Genomic DNA, 16,984 nt, shown 5'->3' with positions numbered 1-16,984 from the left:
TTTTATTGACGTTAATAAGTTGTCGTTTATGTCGGGACACTGACGCTGCTTAAATGACGAAATGGCCAACTAGAAGTGCTGCAGCCCTATTTCTTTTAACAACAGGTCAGGGGAATGGGGCAAACATACATTGTTCAGACTTTCGACAGTTCCTCGATTGATATGAATGACCGGGCGACGTTCACACCAGTCATTTATCGCCTCTTAACAGCGAGCTACGACAACTCCGCAAAGTCACTCAGCACGTCATCGCGCAGGGCGATGAAGCGCGCGTCGCTGCGGTTGCGGGGGCGGGGCAGGTTGATGTCGACGATACGGCGGATGCGTCCCGGGTTGGGTTGCATCACCACCACGCGATCACCCAGGTACACCGCCTCGTCGACGTCATGGGTCACGTGCACCATGGTGATCTTTTCGTGCTGCCAGATGTGCTGCAACTCGCGTTGCAACCGGGTGCGGGTCAGCGCATCGAGGGCGCCGAAAGGCTCATCGAGCAGCAACACGCTGGGCCGATTGACCAGACCGCGGGCGATGGCCACGCGTTGCGCCATGCCGCCGGAAATCTGATGCGGGTACGACGCGGTAAAGTCCTGCAACCCCACCAGCGTGATGTGCTCGGACACTGCCTCGCGTTTTTGCGCCGCGCTCAGGGGAGCGTTTTTCAGGCCGACGGCGATGTTCTGCTCCACCGTCAGCCAAGGGAACAAGCGGTGGTCCTGAAACACGATGCCGCGCTCAAGCCCGGTCCCGCGAATCGGTGTTTCGCCCAGCAGGATACGGCCGTCGTAGTCCTCGTCCAGGCCCAGAATCAACCGCAGCAAGGTGGATTTCCCGCAGCCGCTGGCGCCAACGATGGTGATGAATTCGCCGGGCTCGATGTCCAGCTGAACGTTGTCCAGCACCTGCAATTGCGTGTCGTCACCTGCGGCCGATTGAAAGCGCTTGCTGATGTTCTCCAGGCGCAAGCCGTTGGCATGGGGAGTATCTCCGGGCGAGTGATTGAGTGCGTTGACCATGGTTGTCGATCCTGTCTGTCAAACCTGAAAAGAGTTAGCGCGGCGTAATGCCGTAAAGGCGCTGAATGCGGCGTTCGACCCGGCGCGCCAGCGTGTTCAACGCCCAGCCCACCAGGCCGATGACCACCATCCCGAACAGCACCAGGTCCATCATGAAATGTTCGCTGCCATCGATCAGCGTGTTGCCGATGCCGTCGCCGGAGACCAACAGGTATTCAGCGCCAATGGTGGCCAGCCACGAATACACCAGCCCCAGGTAAATCCCGGTGAAGATCGAGGGCAGTGCGGCGGGCAGCATCACGCCGGTCACGGTCTGCCAGCGGCTGAAGCGGTAGACCCGGGCCACTTCCAGCAAATTGCGCGGCACGTTGCGGATGCCGTCGCAGGTGTTGACCACCACCGGCACCAGCGCCGCCAATGACAGAAACACCACCTTGGCCACGTCACCGAGGCCGAACCACACAGAGATCAGCGGAATCCAGGCGAACAGCGAAATCTGCTTGAAGGTATTGAAGCTCGGTCCGACCAGACGCTCGAACAGCTGCGAGAACCCCAGCAGGCAGCCCAGCATCAGGCCCAACCCGGTGCCAATGAAAAAACCGCTGAGATTACGCACCAGACTGGACGATATCGCCCGCCAGAACTGGCCCGACGTCACCTGCTCCCACGCCGTTTCAGCGACCTTCTGCGGCGAAACCAGCAGCCCCGAGGTGCTCCAGCCCTGATTCGCCGCCAGCCACCAGACAGCCACGGCGACCATCGGCAGCACCCAGCCGCGATAACGTTTGCTGCTTCTTTTATAGGGCACGGCCAGGGTGCTCATTGCAGCCTCCCCAGCGTCAGCGGACGGCCCTTGTGCAAGCGCCGTTCGACCGCGTCAAACCCGCGATCAATCAGCAAACCCACCGCCCCGACCACCACCACGGCGGCCATCACCAGATCCAGCTGGAACAGCTGACGCCCGTAGGCAATCAGGTAACCCAGGCCTTCGCTCGACGCCAGCAGCTCGACCACCACCAGCGACAACCAGGCCTTGGTGAAGCCCAGGCGCAAGCCGGTGAATATCGGCGCGATGGCGGACGGGATCACGATGTCGGTGACCACCTGGCGGCGGCTGAACCCGTACGCGCTGCCCACTTCGAGCAAGCCTTTTGGCGTCTGGCGGAAGGCTTGCAGCGTGCACAACGTGACCGGGATCAACGCTGAGTGGGCAATCAACACGTACTTCAGTGGTTCGCCGATACCAAACAGCAGCAGCGCAAACGGCAGCCAGCCCAGCACCGGAATCTGGACCAGCGCGTTGAACGTCGGCAGCACGTAGTCCTCGACGGTTTTCGACAGCCCCATCGCCAAGCCCAGGGTCATGCCCAGACCGGCACCGAGCACGAAACCGATCAGCACCCGTTGCAGGCTGGCCGAGGCGTTCAGCCACAGGTCGCCGCTGGTGATCAGGTCGGTCAGTGTCTGGTAGACGAATGCGGGCGGCGGCAGCACTTGTTCCGAGAGCCAGCCACGCTCGGTGCCCAGATACCACAAGCCGAGCAGCGTCAGTGGCAGCAGCCATGGCAGCGCGCGATTGCCCAGTCGCGCGGTCCAACCGCCAGCGGGTTTCGGCCTGGCGGTAACCCGGCGTGCAGGTCGGGCGGGGAAGGCCGGCAGGCGCTCGATTGATGCGCTGGGGGGCGTGGCATCCAACGGCTGTTGGCGTATGGCGGCATGGGCTCGGGCCATGAGGTCAGCCTCCGCTTTTAAGTGATGTCGCCGACGCGGTGGCCGTACTCGCTGGCTGCTTGCCGTCCGGGCCGTACGGGGTCCAGTAATGCTCCAGCCCTTTGGCTTTAAGCGCGGTTTCCAGATAGCGGGTCTCGAACCAGCCGTCCACCATCACCGGGCGACGGATCATTTTTTCTTCCTTGGCCTGATCGGCCACCGCCTGATACCGCGAGCGCAGGAACTCATCCACCAGCGGCGACGCACTGTCGCGCAGGGTCAGGTTGGCGAAGTCGGCTTTCAGTGAGGCCAGCGGTTCGTTGGTCTTGGCCCATTCGTTGAGCACGGCGTCGCGGTTGTGTTCATCGGACTCCCACTTCGCTGCATCGACCAGGGTATCGACCACCTTTTGCACGTTGTCCGGGTGTTCCTTCTCATACGGGCCGCGCACCACCAGCGCCAATTGCCGTGTGTAGCGCACGTCGTTGGTCGGGTTGTCGAAGATGATGTCGATCAGGCCTTGATCGCGCAGTTTGAACAACTCGCGGCCACCAAACGCTGCATCGACGCCCTTGGACGCCAGCGCCGCCTGACTGCTGCCGCTGTCCAGATTGATCACTTTCAGATCGCGCTCGGTCAGGCCGTGGTCGGCCAGCAGATTGATCGACACCAGATGCGCGTTGGTGCCCCGGAAGACCGCCACTTTCTTGCCCTTCAAATCCTCGATGCGTTTGATGTCCGAGCCCTTGGGCACGGCCAGGTAAACGTTGGCCCGCACGCCGATGGCGGCCAGCAGTTTGGTGTCCAGCCCATTGGCCCGGGCGACCACCTGTGGCAGGTCGCCTTCGTAGGCGAAGTCCAGTTGTTGATTGGACAGCGCCTCGTTGACCGCAGGCCCCGCGCCTTTGAAGAAGAACCACTGCACCTCGGTGCCGGTGCCGGCAAAAGCTTTTTCCAGCAGTTGCTGGTTGCGCACGATGCTCAGGGGCGAACCGCTGAACGTCACGGGATCACCGCCGCCCGCGTTTGCCACGCCGATGCGCAAGACGTCGGCCTCGGCCATGGGAATCATCAGCAGCGCCGCCAGTGCGGTAGCCACGCGTTGTGTGCTGAATAACGAGTTTCGCTTGGCCTGTGCCATGACGGTTCCATCCTGTGCGAGTTGAAAGAGGGTTCAGGCAGCCAAGTGTTTTTTGTCGGCCTCAGTCTTCGGCGAGAGGGTGTCCGGGGTGGGTTTGATGGCCTGACTCACATGCCCGTCGACGCCATACGGCACGTCACCGGCCACGGTGGTGCGGCGCACGATGCGTTCGGCATCGCCGTAGTCGTTGATCGCAATATGCTGGGTGGCGCGGTTGTCCCAGATCACCACGTCACCGGCCTGCCAGCGCCAGCGCACGGTGTTGTCCACGTGGGTGATGCGGTCGTGAAACAGGCGGATCAGCTGTTTCGAGTCATTGCTGCTCACGCCTTGAATCTGTTTGACGAAGTGCCCGAGCAACAGGCTGCGCTCGCTGGTTTCAGGGTGAACGCGCACCAGGGGATGTTCGGTTTCGTAGATTTCTGCGGTGAATTGCTCGCGGTATCGTTTCAGGCCTGCATCGCTGGTGTTGCGCGGGGCGGCGTAGTCATAAAGATTGGTGTGCAGGGCGCGCAGCGTGTCGGCCAGCCGTTTGAGCGGCTCCGGCAGATCAGCGTAAGCGGTGGCGGTGTTGGCCCAGACGGTGTCGCCACCGTAAGGCGGAATCACCACGCCGCGCAGGATGGACAGCTTGGGGTAATTGGCGACGAAGGTAACGTCCGTGTGCCACGAATTGGCGCGGGTTTCCTTGGCGTCCAGGTGCAGGATGGCGGTGCTTTGCTCGGCGGAACGCACCGTAGGGTGCGGCACTTGATCGCCGAATCGGCGAGAGAAGCTCTCGTGCTGCTCGTCACTGAGAAACTGCTCGCGGAAGAACAGCACTTTGTATTTCAGCAGCGCGGCGTTGATGACATCGAAGTCTTCACCGCAGATGTCGCCGGATAAAGAGACGCCACTCAGTTGAGCGCCAATTCTGCCGGCCACGGGATTGATCTGGATCGCCATGTCTGAACTCCTGTTTCAGATTGTTGTGGCTCAGATCATAAGGATATAAATCGGCACCCGGATAATCACTTTTTCTTCTAAATATAGAAGCGGATGTATGCGTGGATTTTATGAAGATAACTGCAGGATATAAGCTTATTCGCGCTCAATGATCCTGTAGGAACCAGCTTGTTGGCGAAAGGTATGATGCGACGCACCTGCCAGACCGCTTCGCGAATAAATTCGCTCCTACAGCGCCGCGGTTCTGTAGGAGCCAACTTGTTGGCGAAAACGGCTTCAGGGGTTGACCGCATCCACCGGCACCGATACCGGCTTGAGCCTGTTCACAGCGCTTCTGATCCGGTTGGCCAGCGAACTGCTGCCGTGCACGTTGTGATAATGGAACACCGCCGTGGCGCGCAAGGCGTCCTGGGCGACGGGCAGATTAGTGTGCAGCGATCGGTAGCCCCAGAAAAGATACAGGTTGCCGGGCAACATGCGGATCCGGGTGAACGTTTCGGCTTGCGTGGCATACCGCTTTGCCAGGCGACGCTGCATCCATCGGTTGTCCACCAGCAGTTTGTCCAGAAGATTCAGTGCGTAATGGCGACGCAGCGGGCGGCGGCTGGGCAACATCAACAGATCACCGCTTTCGCCATCGTCCGGCATGCACACCGGCATGATCGTCGTCAGCACAAACGAGTCGTAATGGAAAATCAGCGACTCCCGTCGTCCCCCATCTCCAGTGAGGCAACGCAGGGTCTGTTGCAAGCCAGGGTCCCTGGCCTCCTGGCCGGTCGCGCCGACCACGATCCGTCGGCATAAATCGATGAATGCCCGTGATGTGCCCCAATCCTGAAGGGGCGTGCCGGCGACGGCTTCGCTCCCGGTGAGGGCTACATAGTCATTGCCCGCTGCCGCCACGGCGCTGACGACAAGGGTCTTGAGCTGTTCCAGTTGTTCGCTGCTGGCCCAGTCGGGCAATACCGCATAACCCTGCTGGTTAATGGTTTGAATCAAGCGGGTGATCTGGGCATCGGAAAATGTCGTGTAAGGCATCGCGCCTCCTCGGTCAAAACCACTGGTAAAGCATCCGTGCGGTCACATGGGGTCAGCCCGGTACGACATTGCCCGCTGCGCCGCTTCCGTCGATGGATGCAGCGCACGCCAAATGCCGGGTGTAATCGTTGTCATCAAGACGGTTCAACGGGTCAATGGCTGTGATGTGGGCGCCCGTTATTCCAGGTATTCGCACAGTCGGTGATGGAAAATTACCGGACACCGGGTTACTGCTTTTTCGCAGCCATTCACAGGGTGTTGGTGATATTGGGTACGTTGATAACAGCCGGGAAACAGGGGTGTTACAGACTGTTTCAGCGGCGGCAAGGCCAGAGACTAGCAGCTAGCACAGGCTTCGCTTGCCGTTGAATGAAAATATTTCAAACTATTTCGTTTTCCGTTCAGAGATAAAGATTTCGTCCGTTTTTGCAACAGATCGCTGGTTTTTCGTGGCAAGTTGGCACCTGAAATATGTATCAAATCTGTGTCACATTTTGTTGCGCACGCATCTTCCGTTAACAAACGTGCGGACCGATCGATGGATTCGGCGCGAAAAAAAACCGCCCCGAAAGGCGGTTTGCATGACGAGCATTTTATCTTGGTTACAGCACCACGCTCGGCAACCAGAGCGAGATGGCCGGGATGTAGGTGACGGCCATCAACACGGCGAAAAGTGCGACATAAAACGGCAGCAGGGCTTTGACCGTGGCTTCGATCGACACCTTACCAACCGCCGCACCCACGAACAGCACAGCCCCCACCGGCGGCGTGATCAATCCGATGCCCAGGTTGACCAGCATGATCATGCCGAAGTGCACGGGATCGACGCCGATGCCGATGATCACTGGCAGCAGGATCGGCGTCAGGATCAGAATCAGCGGCGCCATGTCCATCACGGTCCCCAACAGCAGCAACATGACGTTGATGCACATCAGGATCACGTAGCGGTTGTCCGACAGGGTCAGGAACGCCGTAGTGATCTTCATCGGGATTTCCATCAGCGTCAGGATGTAGCCGAAGCTGGCGGCAAAACCGATCAGGATCATCACGATGGAAATAGTGCGCACGGCCCGGTGCATCAGTTTGGGCAGGTCGCGCCATTTGTAGTCGCGGTAGATGAACATCGTCACGAAGAACGACCACAGCACTGCAATGGCAGCCGACTCGGTGGCAGTGAAGATCCCCGACAGGATGCCCCCCAGGATGATGACCATCGCCATCAGGCCCCACAGCGCGTCGCCGGCAATCTTGAGCGCCTGACGCAGCGGGATGACTTCACCCTTGGGGTAGTTGCGGCGGCGGGCGAAGATCATGCACAGCCCCATCATCACCGCGCTGAGCAGCAGGCCGGGCAGGATGCCGGCCATGAACAGCGAGGCAATCGAGACGGTGCCGCCGGCAGCCAGCGAATAGAGCACTGAGTTGTGGCTGGGCGGTGTGAGCAACGCCTGCACCGAGCCGCTGACTGTGACGGCGGTGGAGAAGTCCCGGGGATAACCGTTGCGCTCCATTTCCGGAATCAGTACCGAACCCACCGACGCGGTGTCGGCCACCGATGACCCGGAGATGGCGCCAAAGAAGGTCGAGGCCACGATGTTCACCAGCGACAGCCCGCCGCGCACGAACCCCACCAGCACCCCGGCAAACGCCACCAGCCTGCGGGACATGCCGCCCTCGGCCATGATCGCGCCCGCCAGCACGAAGAAAGGAATCGCCAGCAGCGAGAACTTGTTCACGCCCCCTGCCACTTGAATCATCAGCGCGTCGAACGGGATTTCAATCCACCACGCGCCCACCAGCGCCGACAACCCCAAGGCGTAGGCCACCGGCATGCCTAGCAGGATCAGTGCGATAAAGCTGCCCAACAAGATAAATGCGTCCATTCATGCGGCTCCTTCGCTTTCTTCGATCACATCAAACCGCAGCACGCGGCGGTGGCTTTGATCGCCCAGAAACATTTTTTCCAGCACGAAAATCAGCGTCAGCACACCGCCGATGGGGATCGGCAGGTACGAGATGCCGACCCGCAGGCCGGGCATTTCACCGAGAAACTGATTCCAGGTGTTGGCGCTGAGTTTGAAACCCTTGGTGATCATGAACACGCACACCACCGCCATCAGCACCTGAACCAGGATTGCCGCTGCCTTGCGCGCCTGATCCGGCATGCGATCCACCGCCATCGCGACGGCCATGTGTGCGCCGGCCCGGTAGCTGGCGGCGGCACCGAAGAACGTGAACACCACCATCAGCAGAATGGCGGTAGGTTCCGGCCAGCTTGAGCCGCTGCCCAGTACGTAGCGGGCGAAGATGCCCCACGGGATGATCAGGGTCATGGTCAGCACGGACAGGCCCGCGATGCCGATGCACAGCTGATAGATCCGGTCGTTGATGCGCAGAACGGTGTTTTTCATGGGAATCACCACGACGGCGGCGGCGAGCAGGCATGCACCTGTCACCGCGGCGTTATCAGAACAAAGGGGCTTACTGAACGGCTTCGATGCGGCTGATCAGGTCTTTGTAGAGCGCGCCGTATTGGTCGCGCACCGGCTGGGTGGCGTCGAAGAAGGCTTTTTTCTGCTCAGGCGTAAGCGTGATGAACTCGACGCCTGCGGCCTTGAGCTTGGTCTCGGCTTCGGCAGATTTCTTGTCCCACAGCACGCGTTCTTCCATCTGTGCTTCTCGCGCCAGGGTCTTCACCAGCGTTTGCTGCTCAGGCGTGAGTTTGTTCCAGGTGGCCTTGGACATGACCACCGGCTCCGGCAGGATCAGGTGCTCGGTCAGGGTGTAGAACTTGGCGCTTTGGTAGTGGTTGTGCTCAAGCAGCGTCGGCGGATTGTTCTCCGCGCCGTCGATCACGCCGGTCTGCAGCGCACTGAAGATTTCGCCGGTGGCCATGGCAATGCCGTTGCCGCCCATGTCGTTGATGGTGTCGATGAACACCGGATTGCCCTGCACGCGGATCTTCATGCCTTTGAGGTCGCCGATCTGGCGCACCGGTTTCTTGGTGTACAGGTTGCGCGTGCCACCATCCATCCAGGCCAGGGCGACCAGATTGAATTCAGAGTTGGTGATCTTATCGAGGATTTCCTGGCCGATGTCGCCATCGATGATCTTGCGCATGTGCGCCTGATCACGAAACACGAACGGCAGGTTAAAGACATTCACATCCGGCACTACCGGCCCGACGATGCCGAGGCTGACCCGGGTCATTTGCACGGCATTGGTCTGCACCTGCTCGACCACTTCCTTTTCCGAGCCCAGCACGCCCCCGGCGAACATCTTGAACGTGATCTCGCCTTTGCTCTGCTCTTCGAGCTTCTTGCCCATCTGCTGTTCAGCCACTACCGGGGGATAACCCGCCGGGTGAACTTCCGCGAACTTGATCTTGATCTCAGCCTGAGCGAGGCCTGCAAAACCGAAGGCCAGGGGGAGGGCGAGGGCGAGCACTGTGCGTTTGAAATCCATGGAGTTCTCCAGTTTGTTGTTTTTATAGGTGCCAGCGTGGGTGACTTACGGGAGCGTTTCAGCCCTTGAATGCAGGTTCCTCCAGCCCCTTGACCCCGGGCTGCAGGGCGAACACGCCGCCGGCCATGGGTTGGTCGCTGATGTCGCCGCCGGGGCGGATGGAGGTGACGAACAGCGTGTCCAGGTCCTTGCCGCCGAACGCGCACATGGCCGGTTTCTTCACCGGTACGGCCAGGGAGCGGTCCAGTTTGCCGGCGGGCGTGAAGCGGTGGATCAGCCCGGCGTCGTTGCCGCAAATCCAGTAGCAGCCGTCGGCATCCACCGCGCCGCCATCCGGACGGCCGGGGAACTGATTCATGTCCACGAACAGACGACGGTTATGCGGCGTGCCGCTGTCTGTGTCGTAGTCGAACGCCCAGATTTTCTGCACGGTGGGGTGGGAATCGGAGAGGTACATCGTGGTGCCGTCGGGGCTGAACCCCAGGCCGTTGGGCACGATGAAACCGGTGAGCTGTGGCTCCAGCGGCGTGCTTTGTCCGGCGCTGTAGCGGTACATTGAGCCCGCGACCGCGTTGGCGGCCATGTCCATCACCATGGTGCCGGCCCAGAAACGACCTTGTCGGTCGCAACGGCCATCATTGAAGCGCATGTCGCCCTGGGGGTGATCGACGCTGATCAGGGATGTGCTCGCCAGTGTTCCGTCACTGCTTGGCCGGACGCGAAACAGGCCGCGCTCCATGCCGGCGATCCAGCTGCCGTCACCGTAGCGCGCGATGCAGGCGATCATTTCCGGGGCTTCCCAGCTCTGGGCCCGGTCATCCTGCGGGCTCCACCGATGCAGGCGCCGAGCGGGAATGTCGACCCAATACAGCGCCTGTTCCTGCGGGTCCCACACCGGGCTTTCGCCGGTGGCATTGCGTGCGTCGAGTATCAGTTGAGCGTGCATGGCGGATCCTTCCGTGAACGGTTTCATGTCGTCAGCCGCCAGCGCTTTGGCGGCGACTGCGCCTGACTCATTCGTCGCCGAAGGGGCCCGCCTCAGCAAATGCACCGCCTTGATACACCATCGCCGGATCATTGGCGGCGGGCATCGGTTGGGCTTCAACCTTGGCGCGGAACACTTCGGAGCTGTCTTTGGGCTCGTAACCCAAATGGCTGGCGAGGCGGTTGTCCCACCACACGTCGCGGTTGGCGGACACGCCGTAGACCACGGTGTGACCGACGTTCGGCGTGGTCAACCCTTTGTAGATCAACTGGGTGAGGTCGTCGTAGCTGAGCCAGGTGCTCATCATTCGACGGTTCTGCGGTTCCGGGAACGAGGAGCCGATGCGGATGCTGACGGTTTCGATGCCGTAACGATCGAAGTAGAAGCTGGCCATGTCTTCGCCGTAGGACTTGGACAGCCCGTAGTAACTGTCCGGGCGGCGGATGGCACTGGCGTCGATGGTTTCATCCTGGCGGTAGAAACCGATGACGTGATTGGAGCTGGCGAAGATCACCCGCTTCACGCCATGCCGGCGCGCCGCCTCGTAGATGTGAAAGATGCCGCTGATGTTGGCGCCGAGAATCTCTTCAAACGGACGCTCGACCGACACGCCGCCAAAATGCAGGATCGCGTCGACGCCTTCGACCAGTTGATGAACGGCTTGCTTGTCGGAAAGGTCGCACTGCTGGACTTCTTCATGGCTGCCGGCGGGCGGGGCCATTTCCGAAATGTCGGACAGTCGCAGAATGTGGGTGTACGGGCGCAGAGACTCGCGCAAGACTTTGCCCAACCCGCCCGCGGCGCCTGTGAGCAGCAGCCGATTGAAGGGAGTCTGGCCAGGTGTGCTAGTGGTCATAGGAAGCCCTGATTCAGGTGTTGTTGTTATTGGCGTCATCTGTCGTCGTATGACATGCGCGGAATTATCGGCAGGGCGTGTGGGAAATGTCAACGCGACCATGGTGGACAACGCTGCATCCATACGCTTCCAGACGGCGTTTACGGTCCCGAAGGCATATTGAAGAAAGGGAGGTGCAGATTCTTATGAATCTTGCGCCCAGTCCTCCACACGAAGCCCAGCCACACGATCAAATTCCTTTAGGTTGTTCGTGACAACAACCAGCCCTTCCGATCGCGCATGGCCGGCGATCATCTGATCGTAGGGTCCGATAGGCGTACCGGCTCGGGCTAGTTCGGCTCTGATCATGCCCGTATGTGCCGCGGCTTTAACGCTGTAAGGGAGCACATCAAGCCTTGCGGCGAATCCTTCGACAACGGCAAGATTTTTCTCAGGGGCCAATGACTTTTCCGCCCCGTAGATCAACTCCATCAGCGTGACAGTGCTGATGCACAGCTGCCCGTGATGGAGGTTAAAGGCCTCACGAACCCGCGCAGGTTTATTTTTGATCGTGAAAATACAAATGTTGGTATCCAGCATGAATCGCAGCATCAGAAAGACTCGCGGTGCTGGTCTGCGGGTTGATTTCTGTCAGTCATGAAATCTTCACTGACACCAGCGCCTTCAAACCAGCTATCCCACGATTCGCCCGCTGGAGTGATTATGCGTGTACGACCTATTGCTATGACATCAACTCGCTTGATGTCCTCTGGCAACGCCACAGCCTTTGGCAATCGCACAGCCTGACTCCGGTTGCTTTTAAATAGTGTTGATTGCTCCATTTCTGTCTCCCCTGATTCACGAACCGGTTAAGCACGCAAGTTTAGTAATGCACGGGTATATGTCAACGGGATATACGTTGATGCACCGACAGTCCGGTAGTTCGCATCGTTATGACACCAGTTGCACACCCCAATCTTCTCTGCTAGCTTCCAAAATGTTAACGATGACATCTCCGCTTTAAAAATAAAAACAACGGGATTTTTCGCCATGACAATTCGCCCCAAGAAAGGCTTCTCCACGGTTGTGTGCTCGCTCGCTTTTGCCATCGCGTGCGGCGGCGCCATGACGGTTCAGGCGGCTGACGCTGCCAAGACAGGCCCGATGAAAATCGGCGCCTCGTTCCAGGAAATCAACAACCCCTACTTCGTGACCATGAAAGCCGCCCTTGAGGACGCTACCAAAAGTATTGGCGCCGAATTGCTGGTGACCGATGCGCGGCACGATGTCTCCAAGCAGCTCAGTGACATCGAAGACATGCTGCAGAAGGGCATCGATATCCTGATCATCAACCCGACCGATTCCGTGGGCGTGCAGTCCGCCGTCAAACAGGCTCATGACAAGGGCGTGGTGGTCGTGGCCGTGGACGCCCAGGCCGACGGCCCGCTGGACTCCTTCGTCGGCTCGAAAAACTACGACGCCGGCGTGCAGGCCTGTGAATACCTGGCCAAAAACATCGGCGGCAAGGGCGACGTCGGCATTCTCGACGGCATCGCCGTGGTGCCCATCCTGGAGCGGGTCCGTGGTTGCAAAGACGCACTGGCCAAGCACCCCGACATCAAGATCGTCAGCATCCAGAACGGCAAGCAAGAACGGGATCAGGCGCTGAGCGTGACGGAAAACATGCTCCAGGCGCAGCCCAACCTCAAAGGCCTGTTCAGCGTCAACGACAACGGCTCGCTGGGTGCCCTCGCCGCCATCGACTCAAGCGGCATGGACGTCAAGCTGACCAGCGTCGACGGCTCGCCGGACGCCATCAAGGAAATCCAGAAACCGGGCAGCAAGTTCATCGCCACCTCCGCGCAATACCCGCGCGACCAGGTGCGTCTGGCGCTGGGCATCGCGCTGGCCAGGAAGTGGGGCTCGCAAGTGCCCAAGGCCATCCCCGTCGACATCCTGCTGGTGGATCAGGCCAAGGCCAAAACCTTCTCCTGGTGAAACGCCGGTGAGGGACCGTCGGGCAGCTATTCTGCTCTACGGGCCTTCACTGTCCGAGCGAGTTCTGGTGTCACGAGGTGCGCATGAGCAGCCTTCTGCAATTGGAAAACATCTGTAAAAGCTACCCCGGCGTGCATGCGCTCAAATCGATCAATCTGCAGGTCGAGCACGGGGAGATTCACGCGTTGCTGGGTGAAAACGGCGCGGGCAAATCGACGCTGATGAAGATCCTGGCCGGGGTCGAGCATCAGGATCAGGGCAGCATTCTGATCGATGGCGCGGTGCAGCATTTCGCAACGTACAACGAAGCCATCGCCGCCGGCATCGGCATCGTCTTTCAGGAATTCAGCCTGATCCCGTACCTCAACGCCGTGGAGAATATTTTCCTCGGCCACGAGATCGTCAACGGCTTCGGCCTGCTGCGCAAAAACGAGATGCGGGATAAGGCCATCGCGCTGTTTGACCGCCTGGGCGTGCGCATCAATCTGGATTGCTCGGTGCAGCATTTGAGTGTGGCCGAGCAGCAGTTCGTCGAGATCGCCAAGGCCCTGGCCCTGGAAGCGCGCCTGCTGATTCTGGATGAGCCCACCGCCACCCTGACGCCGTCCGAAGCCGAGCTGCTGTTCGGCATCATGCGCGAGCTGAAAAGCCAGGGCGTGGCGGTGATCTTCATTTCCCATCACCTGGAGGAGATCTTTCAGGTCTGTGACCGCATTAGCGTGTTGCGCGACGGCAGCAATGTCGGCGCATTGACCGTGGCTGACAGCGATATCGACACGCTGGTGGAAATGATGGTCGGGCGACGGCTGGAAGCCAGTTTCCCGCCGAAAACCACGACCCCCGGCAGCGAAGTGCTGCTGGAAGTCCGCGACATCCAGATCATCAAGAACGGCCCGCACAACAGCTTCAAACTGCACAAGGGTGAGATCCTTGGCTTCGCCGGGCTGGTGGGGTCGGGGCGCACGGAGCTGGCGCTCGGGGTCATGGGCGCGTTGTCGGTGGTCAGCAAGGACGTGTTGCTGCGCGGCCAGTCGGTGAATCTCAGTGATCCCGCTGACGCGCTGGCCAACGGCATCGGCTTGCTGCCGGAAAGCCGCAAGAGCGAAGGCCTGATCGTGGAGTTCAGCATTCGCGAAAACATTTCCCTGAACAATCTGGGCAAGTACGAAGGCCACAGCCATCTGCTGGACCGGCGCAAGGAAAACGACACCACGGCTGATCTGATGAAACAACTGTCGATCAAGGCGCCGACCTGCGAAAGCCGGGTGTTGAACCTCAGCGGCGGCAACCAGCAAAAGGTGGTGATCGCACGCTGGATCAACCACCACTGCGACATCCTCATTTTCGACGAACCGACCCGCGGCATCGACGTCGGTGCCAAGGCCGAAATCTATGCCCTCATGCGCAAGCTCACCGAGCGGGGCTTCGCGATCATCATGATTTCCTCGGAGCTTCCGGAAATCATCGGCATGTGCGATCGCGTCGCGGTGTTCCACAAGGGCGCCATCGTCAACGTGCTGGAGGCGGCCAACGTCAACCCGCAAGAGGTGATGCGCCACGCCACCGGGAGTCTGAACAGTGAACACCTCCATTAAAGCCATGAACACTCAACCCAGCCGGATGAAGCTCAACTTCGCCCAACTGATCCGCTCACCGGCGTTCTACCCGTTCGTGGGGCTGGTGGTGGTGACGATCTTCATGATCTTCGCCAGCGACAAATTCCTCACCGGCGCCAACCTGGAAAACATCGCCCGGCAGGTGTCCATCAACGCGATCATCGCGGTGGGCATGACCTGCGTGATTCTCACGGGCGGCATCGATCTGTCGGTGGGCCCGGTGATGGCGCTGTCCGGGACGCTGACCACCGGCCTGATGGTGGCGGGTGTGCCGCCGCCGATTGCGATCCTGATCGGGTTGCTGATCGGCGTGGGCTTTGGCGTCGGCAACGGCATCTTCGTGGCGTACCTGAAAATGCCGCCGATCATCGTCACGCTGGCAACCATGGGCATCGCCCGCGGCCTGGGCCTGATGTACACCGACGGCTACCCGATTTCCGGCATGCCGGACTGGTTCTCCTGGTTTGGTCGCGGGACGCTGTTCGGCGTTCAGGTGCCGATTCTGATCATGCTGCTGACCTACTTCGTCGCTTGGGTCCTGCTGCAGCACACCCGTGTCGGGCGTTACGTGTACGCCATCGGCGGCAACGAAGAGGCGGTCCGTCTGTCCGGCGTTCGCGCCTCGCGCTACAAGCTGCTGGTGTATTCCATCAGCGGCCTGACCGCGGCGATTGCCGGGCTTGTGCTGTCCTCGCGCCTGATGAGCGGCCAGCCTAACGCCGGTGTCGGCTTCGAGCTGGACGCCATTGCGGCGGTGGTGCTGGGCGGTGCGTCGATTGCCGGTGGTCGCGGGGTGATTGTCGGCACGCTGGTGGGTGCCATGCTGCTGGGGGTACTCAACAACGGCCTGAACATGCTCGGCGTCTCGCCGTATGTGCAGAGCGTGATCAAGGGCGCAATCATTCTGCTGGCGATCTTTATCAGCCGGCAGCGGCATAAATAGGGAATGAACAACACCCAGCAGGCGCGCGCTTGCCCGCGATAGCAGTGGGTCAGACGCCCTCGCATCGCCGGGTTTATCGCATCGCGGGCAAGCGCGCTCCTACAGGTCATATCGGCTGAACTCTTCAGCGGTCTCGAAAGGTGAATCGTCATGGAACAAAACACACAAAACACCATGCAAGCCGTCGTCTGCCATGCGCCAAAAGACTACCGTCTGGAGCGTGTCGGCATGCCCCAGGCGCGTGCCAATGAGCTGGTCATCCGCATCGGTGCCTGCGGCATCTGCGCCAGTGACTGCAAGTGCCACTCGGGCGCGGCTATGTTCTGGGGCGGCGAAAGCCCGTGGGTCAAGGCGCCGGTGATTCCGGGGCACGAGTTCTTCGGTTATGTCGAGCAGGTGGGCGAGGGCGGTGAAGAGCACTTCGGCGTCAAGGTCGGTGACAAAGTCATCGCCGAGCAGATCGTGCCCTGCGAGAAGTGCAAGTTCTGCAAATCCGGCAAGTACTGGATGTGCGAAGTGCACAACATCTTCGGCTTCCAGAAAGACGTCGCCGAAGGCGGCATGGCGCAGTACATGCGCATCCCGAAAACCGCCATCGTGCACAAGATTCCTGAATCCGTTTCGCTGGAAGACTCGGCGCTGATCGAGCCGATGGCCTGCTCGATTCACACCGTCAACCGCGGCGACGTGCAACTGGACGACGTGTTGGTGATTGCCGGTGCGGGCACGTTGGGCTTATGCATGGTGCAGGTCGCTGCGCTGAAAACCCCGAAGAAGCTGGTGGTCATCGACATGGTCGACGAGCGCCTGGAGCTGGCGAAAAAGTACGGTGCCGACGTGGTGATCAATCCGAGCCGCGACGACGCCAAGGCCATTATCAACAGCCTGACCGACGGCTACGGTTGCGATGTGTACATCGAAACCACGGGCGTGCCGATTGGCGTGACCCAGGGGCTGGACCTGATCCGCAAACTGGGCCGTTTCGTCGAGTTCAGCGTGTTCGGTGCCGAGACCAGCGCCGACTGGTCGATCATCGGCGACCGCAAGGAGCTGGACGTTCGCGGCGCGCACTTGGGGCCATATTGCTACCCGGTTGCCATCGACCTGTTCGAGCGCGGGCTGGTGACCTCCAAAGGCATCGTCACCCACGATTTCGGCCTGGACGACTACGCCGAAGCCTTCGCGTTGGCGGACTCGACCAAATCGATCAAGGTCTTGTTGAAGCCCGTTTAAGTTGATCTGCGGATGGGCCTTCGCGAATGAATTCGCTCCTACAGATTTGGCACAGTTCT

The 16,984-nt window shown here is 60.3% G+C and carries 17 protein-coding genes; 4 read left to right on the top strand and 13 right to left on the bottom strand.

The window, feature by feature from the left end; all coding sequences use genetic code 11:
* Positions 1-215: 215 nt before the first annotated feature.
* From ABQX22_RS14830 to vapB, 13 genes are all read right to left on the bottom strand, one after another.
* Entirely contained in the window at positions 216-1,016 is an 801-nt protein-coding gene (locus ABQX22_RS14830; protein WP_349800615.1) for an ABC transporter ATP-binding protein, read from the bottom strand.
* A 34-nt stretch (positions 1,017-1,050) separates the two neighbouring features.
* On the bottom strand, positions 1,051-1,839 hold the full coding sequence (locus ABQX22_RS14825; protein ID WP_349800614.1) for an ABC transporter permease: 789 nt from the start codon (positions 1,837-1,839) through the stop codon (positions 1,051-1,053).
* Positions 1,836-2,747 carry an ABC transporter permease gene (locus tag ABQX22_RS14820; protein ID WP_349800613.1) on the bottom strand — a complete coding sequence of 304 codons (912 nt, stop codon included), beginning with the start codon at positions 2,745-2,747 and terminating at the stop codon, positions 1,836-1,838. The genes ABQX22_RS14825 and ABQX22_RS14820 overlap by 4 nt, the downstream gene beginning before the upstream one ends.
* A 4-nt stretch (positions 2,748-2,751) precedes the next feature.
* Complete coding sequence (locus tag ABQX22_RS14815) at positions 2,752-3,867, bottom strand: ABC transporter substrate-binding protein (protein ID WP_349800612.1); 1,116 nt, start codon at positions 3,865-3,867, stop codon at positions 2,752-2,754.
* Positions 3,868-3,900: 33 nt separating this feature from the next.
* Entirely contained in the window at positions 3,901-4,812 is a 912-nt protein-coding gene (locus ABQX22_RS14810; protein ID WP_349800611.1) for a TauD/TfdA dioxygenase family protein, read from the bottom strand.
* 276 nt (positions 4,813-5,088) lie between these two features.
* A complete protein-coding gene (locus ABQX22_RS14805) occupies positions 5,089-5,850 on the bottom strand; it encodes a hypothetical protein (RefSeq protein WP_349800610.1) in 762 nt (253 codons plus the stop codon).
* A 602-nt stretch (positions 5,851-6,452) separates the two neighbouring features.
* Positions 6,453-7,733 (bottom strand): TRAP transporter large permease, encoded by a 1,281-nt coding sequence (locus ABQX22_RS14800; RefSeq protein ID WP_349800609.1) that lies wholly within the window; start codon positions 7,731-7,733, stop codon positions 6,453-6,455.
* Positions 7,734-8,261: a TRAP transporter small permease gene (locus tag ABQX22_RS14795; RefSeq protein WP_349800608.1), complete on the bottom strand. Its 528-nt coding sequence runs from the start codon at positions 8,259-8,261 to the stop codon at positions 7,734-7,736.
* Between the two features lie 70 nt (positions 8,262-8,331).
* Complete coding sequence (locus ABQX22_RS14790) at positions 8,332-9,315, bottom strand: TRAP transporter substrate-binding protein (protein ID WP_349800607.1); 984 nt, start codon at positions 9,313-9,315, stop codon at positions 8,332-8,334.
* Between the two features lie 58 nt (positions 9,316-9,373).
* A complete protein-coding gene (locus ABQX22_RS14785; protein ID WP_349800606.1) occupies positions 9,374-10,261 on the bottom strand; it encodes a glucurono-1,5-lactonase in 888 nt (295 codons plus the stop codon).
* 67 nt (positions 10,262-10,328) lie between these two features.
* Entirely contained in the window at positions 10,329-11,156 is an 828-nt protein-coding gene (locus tag ABQX22_RS14780; protein ID WP_349800605.1) for an NAD-dependent epimerase/dehydratase family protein, read from the bottom strand.
* A 183-nt stretch (positions 11,157-11,339) separates the two neighbouring features.
* The gene (vapC, locus tag ABQX22_RS14775; RefSeq protein ID WP_349800604.1) at positions 11,340-11,747 is read right to left on the bottom strand and encodes a type II toxin-antitoxin system tRNA(fMet)-specific endonuclease VapC; all 408 of its coding nucleotides are present in this window, start codon (positions 11,745-11,747) and stop codon (positions 11,340-11,342) included.
* The gene (gene vapB, locus ABQX22_RS14770; RefSeq protein WP_349800603.1) at positions 11,747-11,977 is read right to left on the bottom strand and encodes a type II toxin-antitoxin system VapB family antitoxin; all 231 of its coding nucleotides are present in this window, start codon (positions 11,975-11,977) and stop codon (positions 11,747-11,749) included. Before vapB ends, vapC begins: the two co-directional genes overlap by 1 nt.
* Before the next feature lie 208 nt (positions 11,978-12,185).
* On the opposite strand from vapB, the gene ABQX22_RS14765 reads away from it, so the two are divergent.
* The 4 genes from ABQX22_RS14765 (at position 12,186) to ABQX22_RS14750 (ending at position 16,925) form a co-directional block, all read left to right on the top strand.
* Positions 12,186-13,133 (top strand): substrate-binding domain-containing protein, encoded by a 948-nt coding sequence (locus ABQX22_RS14765; protein ID WP_349800602.1) that lies wholly within the window; start codon positions 12,186-12,188, stop codon positions 13,131-13,133.
* 83 nt (positions 13,134-13,216) lie between these two features.
* Positions 13,217-14,728 carry a sugar ABC transporter ATP-binding protein gene (locus ABQX22_RS14760; RefSeq protein ID WP_349800601.1) on the top strand — a complete coding sequence of 504 codons (1,512 nt, stop codon included), beginning with the start codon at positions 13,217-13,219 and terminating at the stop codon, positions 14,726-14,728.
* Positions 14,712-15,692, top strand: a complete 981-nt coding sequence (locus tag ABQX22_RS14755) for an ABC transporter permease (RefSeq protein ID WP_349800600.1) — start codon at positions 14,712-14,714, stop codon at positions 15,690-15,692. The genes ABQX22_RS14760 and ABQX22_RS14755 overlap by 17 nt, the downstream gene beginning before the upstream one ends.
* Before the next feature lie 150 nt (positions 15,693-15,842).
* A complete protein-coding gene (locus ABQX22_RS14750; protein ID WP_349800599.1) occupies positions 15,843-16,925 on the top strand; it encodes an alcohol dehydrogenase catalytic domain-containing protein in 1,083 nt (360 codons plus the stop codon).
* Positions 16,926-16,984 lie beyond the last annotated feature (59 nt).

The sequence above is a fragment of the Xanthomonas sp. WHRI 1810A genome (genome assembly GCF_040202885.1).
GTDB lineage: Bacteria > Pseudomonadota > Gammaproteobacteria > Pseudomonadales > Pseudomonadaceae > Aquipseudomonas.
This window is presented reverse-complemented; position numbering and strand designations above follow the sequence as displayed.

Coding starts and splice junctions, on each gene's coding strand:
- ABQX22_RS14800 (WP_349800609.1), bottom strand. CDS start 7,733: ATGGACGCATTTATCTTGTTGGGCAGCTTTATCGCACTGATCCTGCTA.
- ABQX22_RS14805 (WP_349800610.1), bottom strand. CDS start 5,850: ATGCCTTACACGACATTTTCCGATGCCCAGATCACCCGCTTGATTCAA.
- ABQX22_RS14815 (WP_349800612.1), bottom strand. CDS start 3,867: ATGGCACAGGCCAAGCGAAACTCGTTATTCAGCACACAACGCGTGGCT.
- ABQX22_RS14750 (WP_349800599.1), top strand. CDS start 15,843: ATGGAACAAAACACACAAAACACCATGCAAGCCGTCGTCTGCCATGCG.
- ABQX22_RS14765 (WP_349800602.1), top strand. CDS start 12,186: ATGACAATTCGCCCCAAGAAAGGCTTCTCCACGGTTGTGTGCTCGCTC.
- ABQX22_RS14795 (WP_349800608.1), bottom strand. CDS start 8,261: ATGAAAAACACCGTTCTGCGCATCAACGACCGGATCTATCAGCTGTGC.
- ABQX22_RS14780 (WP_349800605.1), bottom strand. CDS start 11,156: ATGACCACTAGCACACCTGGCCAGACTCCCTTCAATCGGCTGCTGCTC.
- ABQX22_RS14830 (WP_349800615.1), bottom strand. CDS start 1,016: ATGGTCAACGCACTCAATCACTCGCCCGGAGATACTCCCCATGCCAAC.
- ABQX22_RS14760 (WP_349800601.1), top strand. CDS start 13,217: ATGAGCAGCCTTCTGCAATTGGAAAACATCTGTAAAAGCTACCCCGGC.
- ABQX22_RS14825 (WP_349800614.1), bottom strand. CDS start 1,839: ATGAGCACCCTGGCCGTGCCCTATAAAAGAAGCAGCAAACGTTATCGC.
- vapB (WP_349800603.1), bottom strand. CDS start 11,977: ATGGAGCAATCAACACTATTTAAAAGCAACCGGAGTCAGGCTGTGCGA.
- vapC (WP_349800604.1), bottom strand. CDS start 11,747: ATGCTGCGATTCATGCTGGATACCAACATTTGTATTTTCACGATCAAA.
- ABQX22_RS14785 (WP_349800606.1), bottom strand. CDS start 10,261: ATGCACGCTCAACTGATACTCGACGCACGCAATGCCACCGGCGAAAGC.
- ABQX22_RS14810 (WP_349800611.1), bottom strand. CDS start 4,812: ATGGCGATCCAGATCAATCCCGTGGCCGGCAGAATTGGCGCTCAACTG.
- ABQX22_RS14790 (WP_349800607.1), bottom strand. CDS start 9,315: ATGGATTTCAAACGCACAGTGCTCGCCCTCGCCCTCCCCCTGGCCTTC.
- ABQX22_RS14820 (WP_349800613.1), bottom strand. CDS start 2,747: ATGGCCCGAGCCCATGCCGCCATACGCCAACAGCCGTTGGATGCCACG.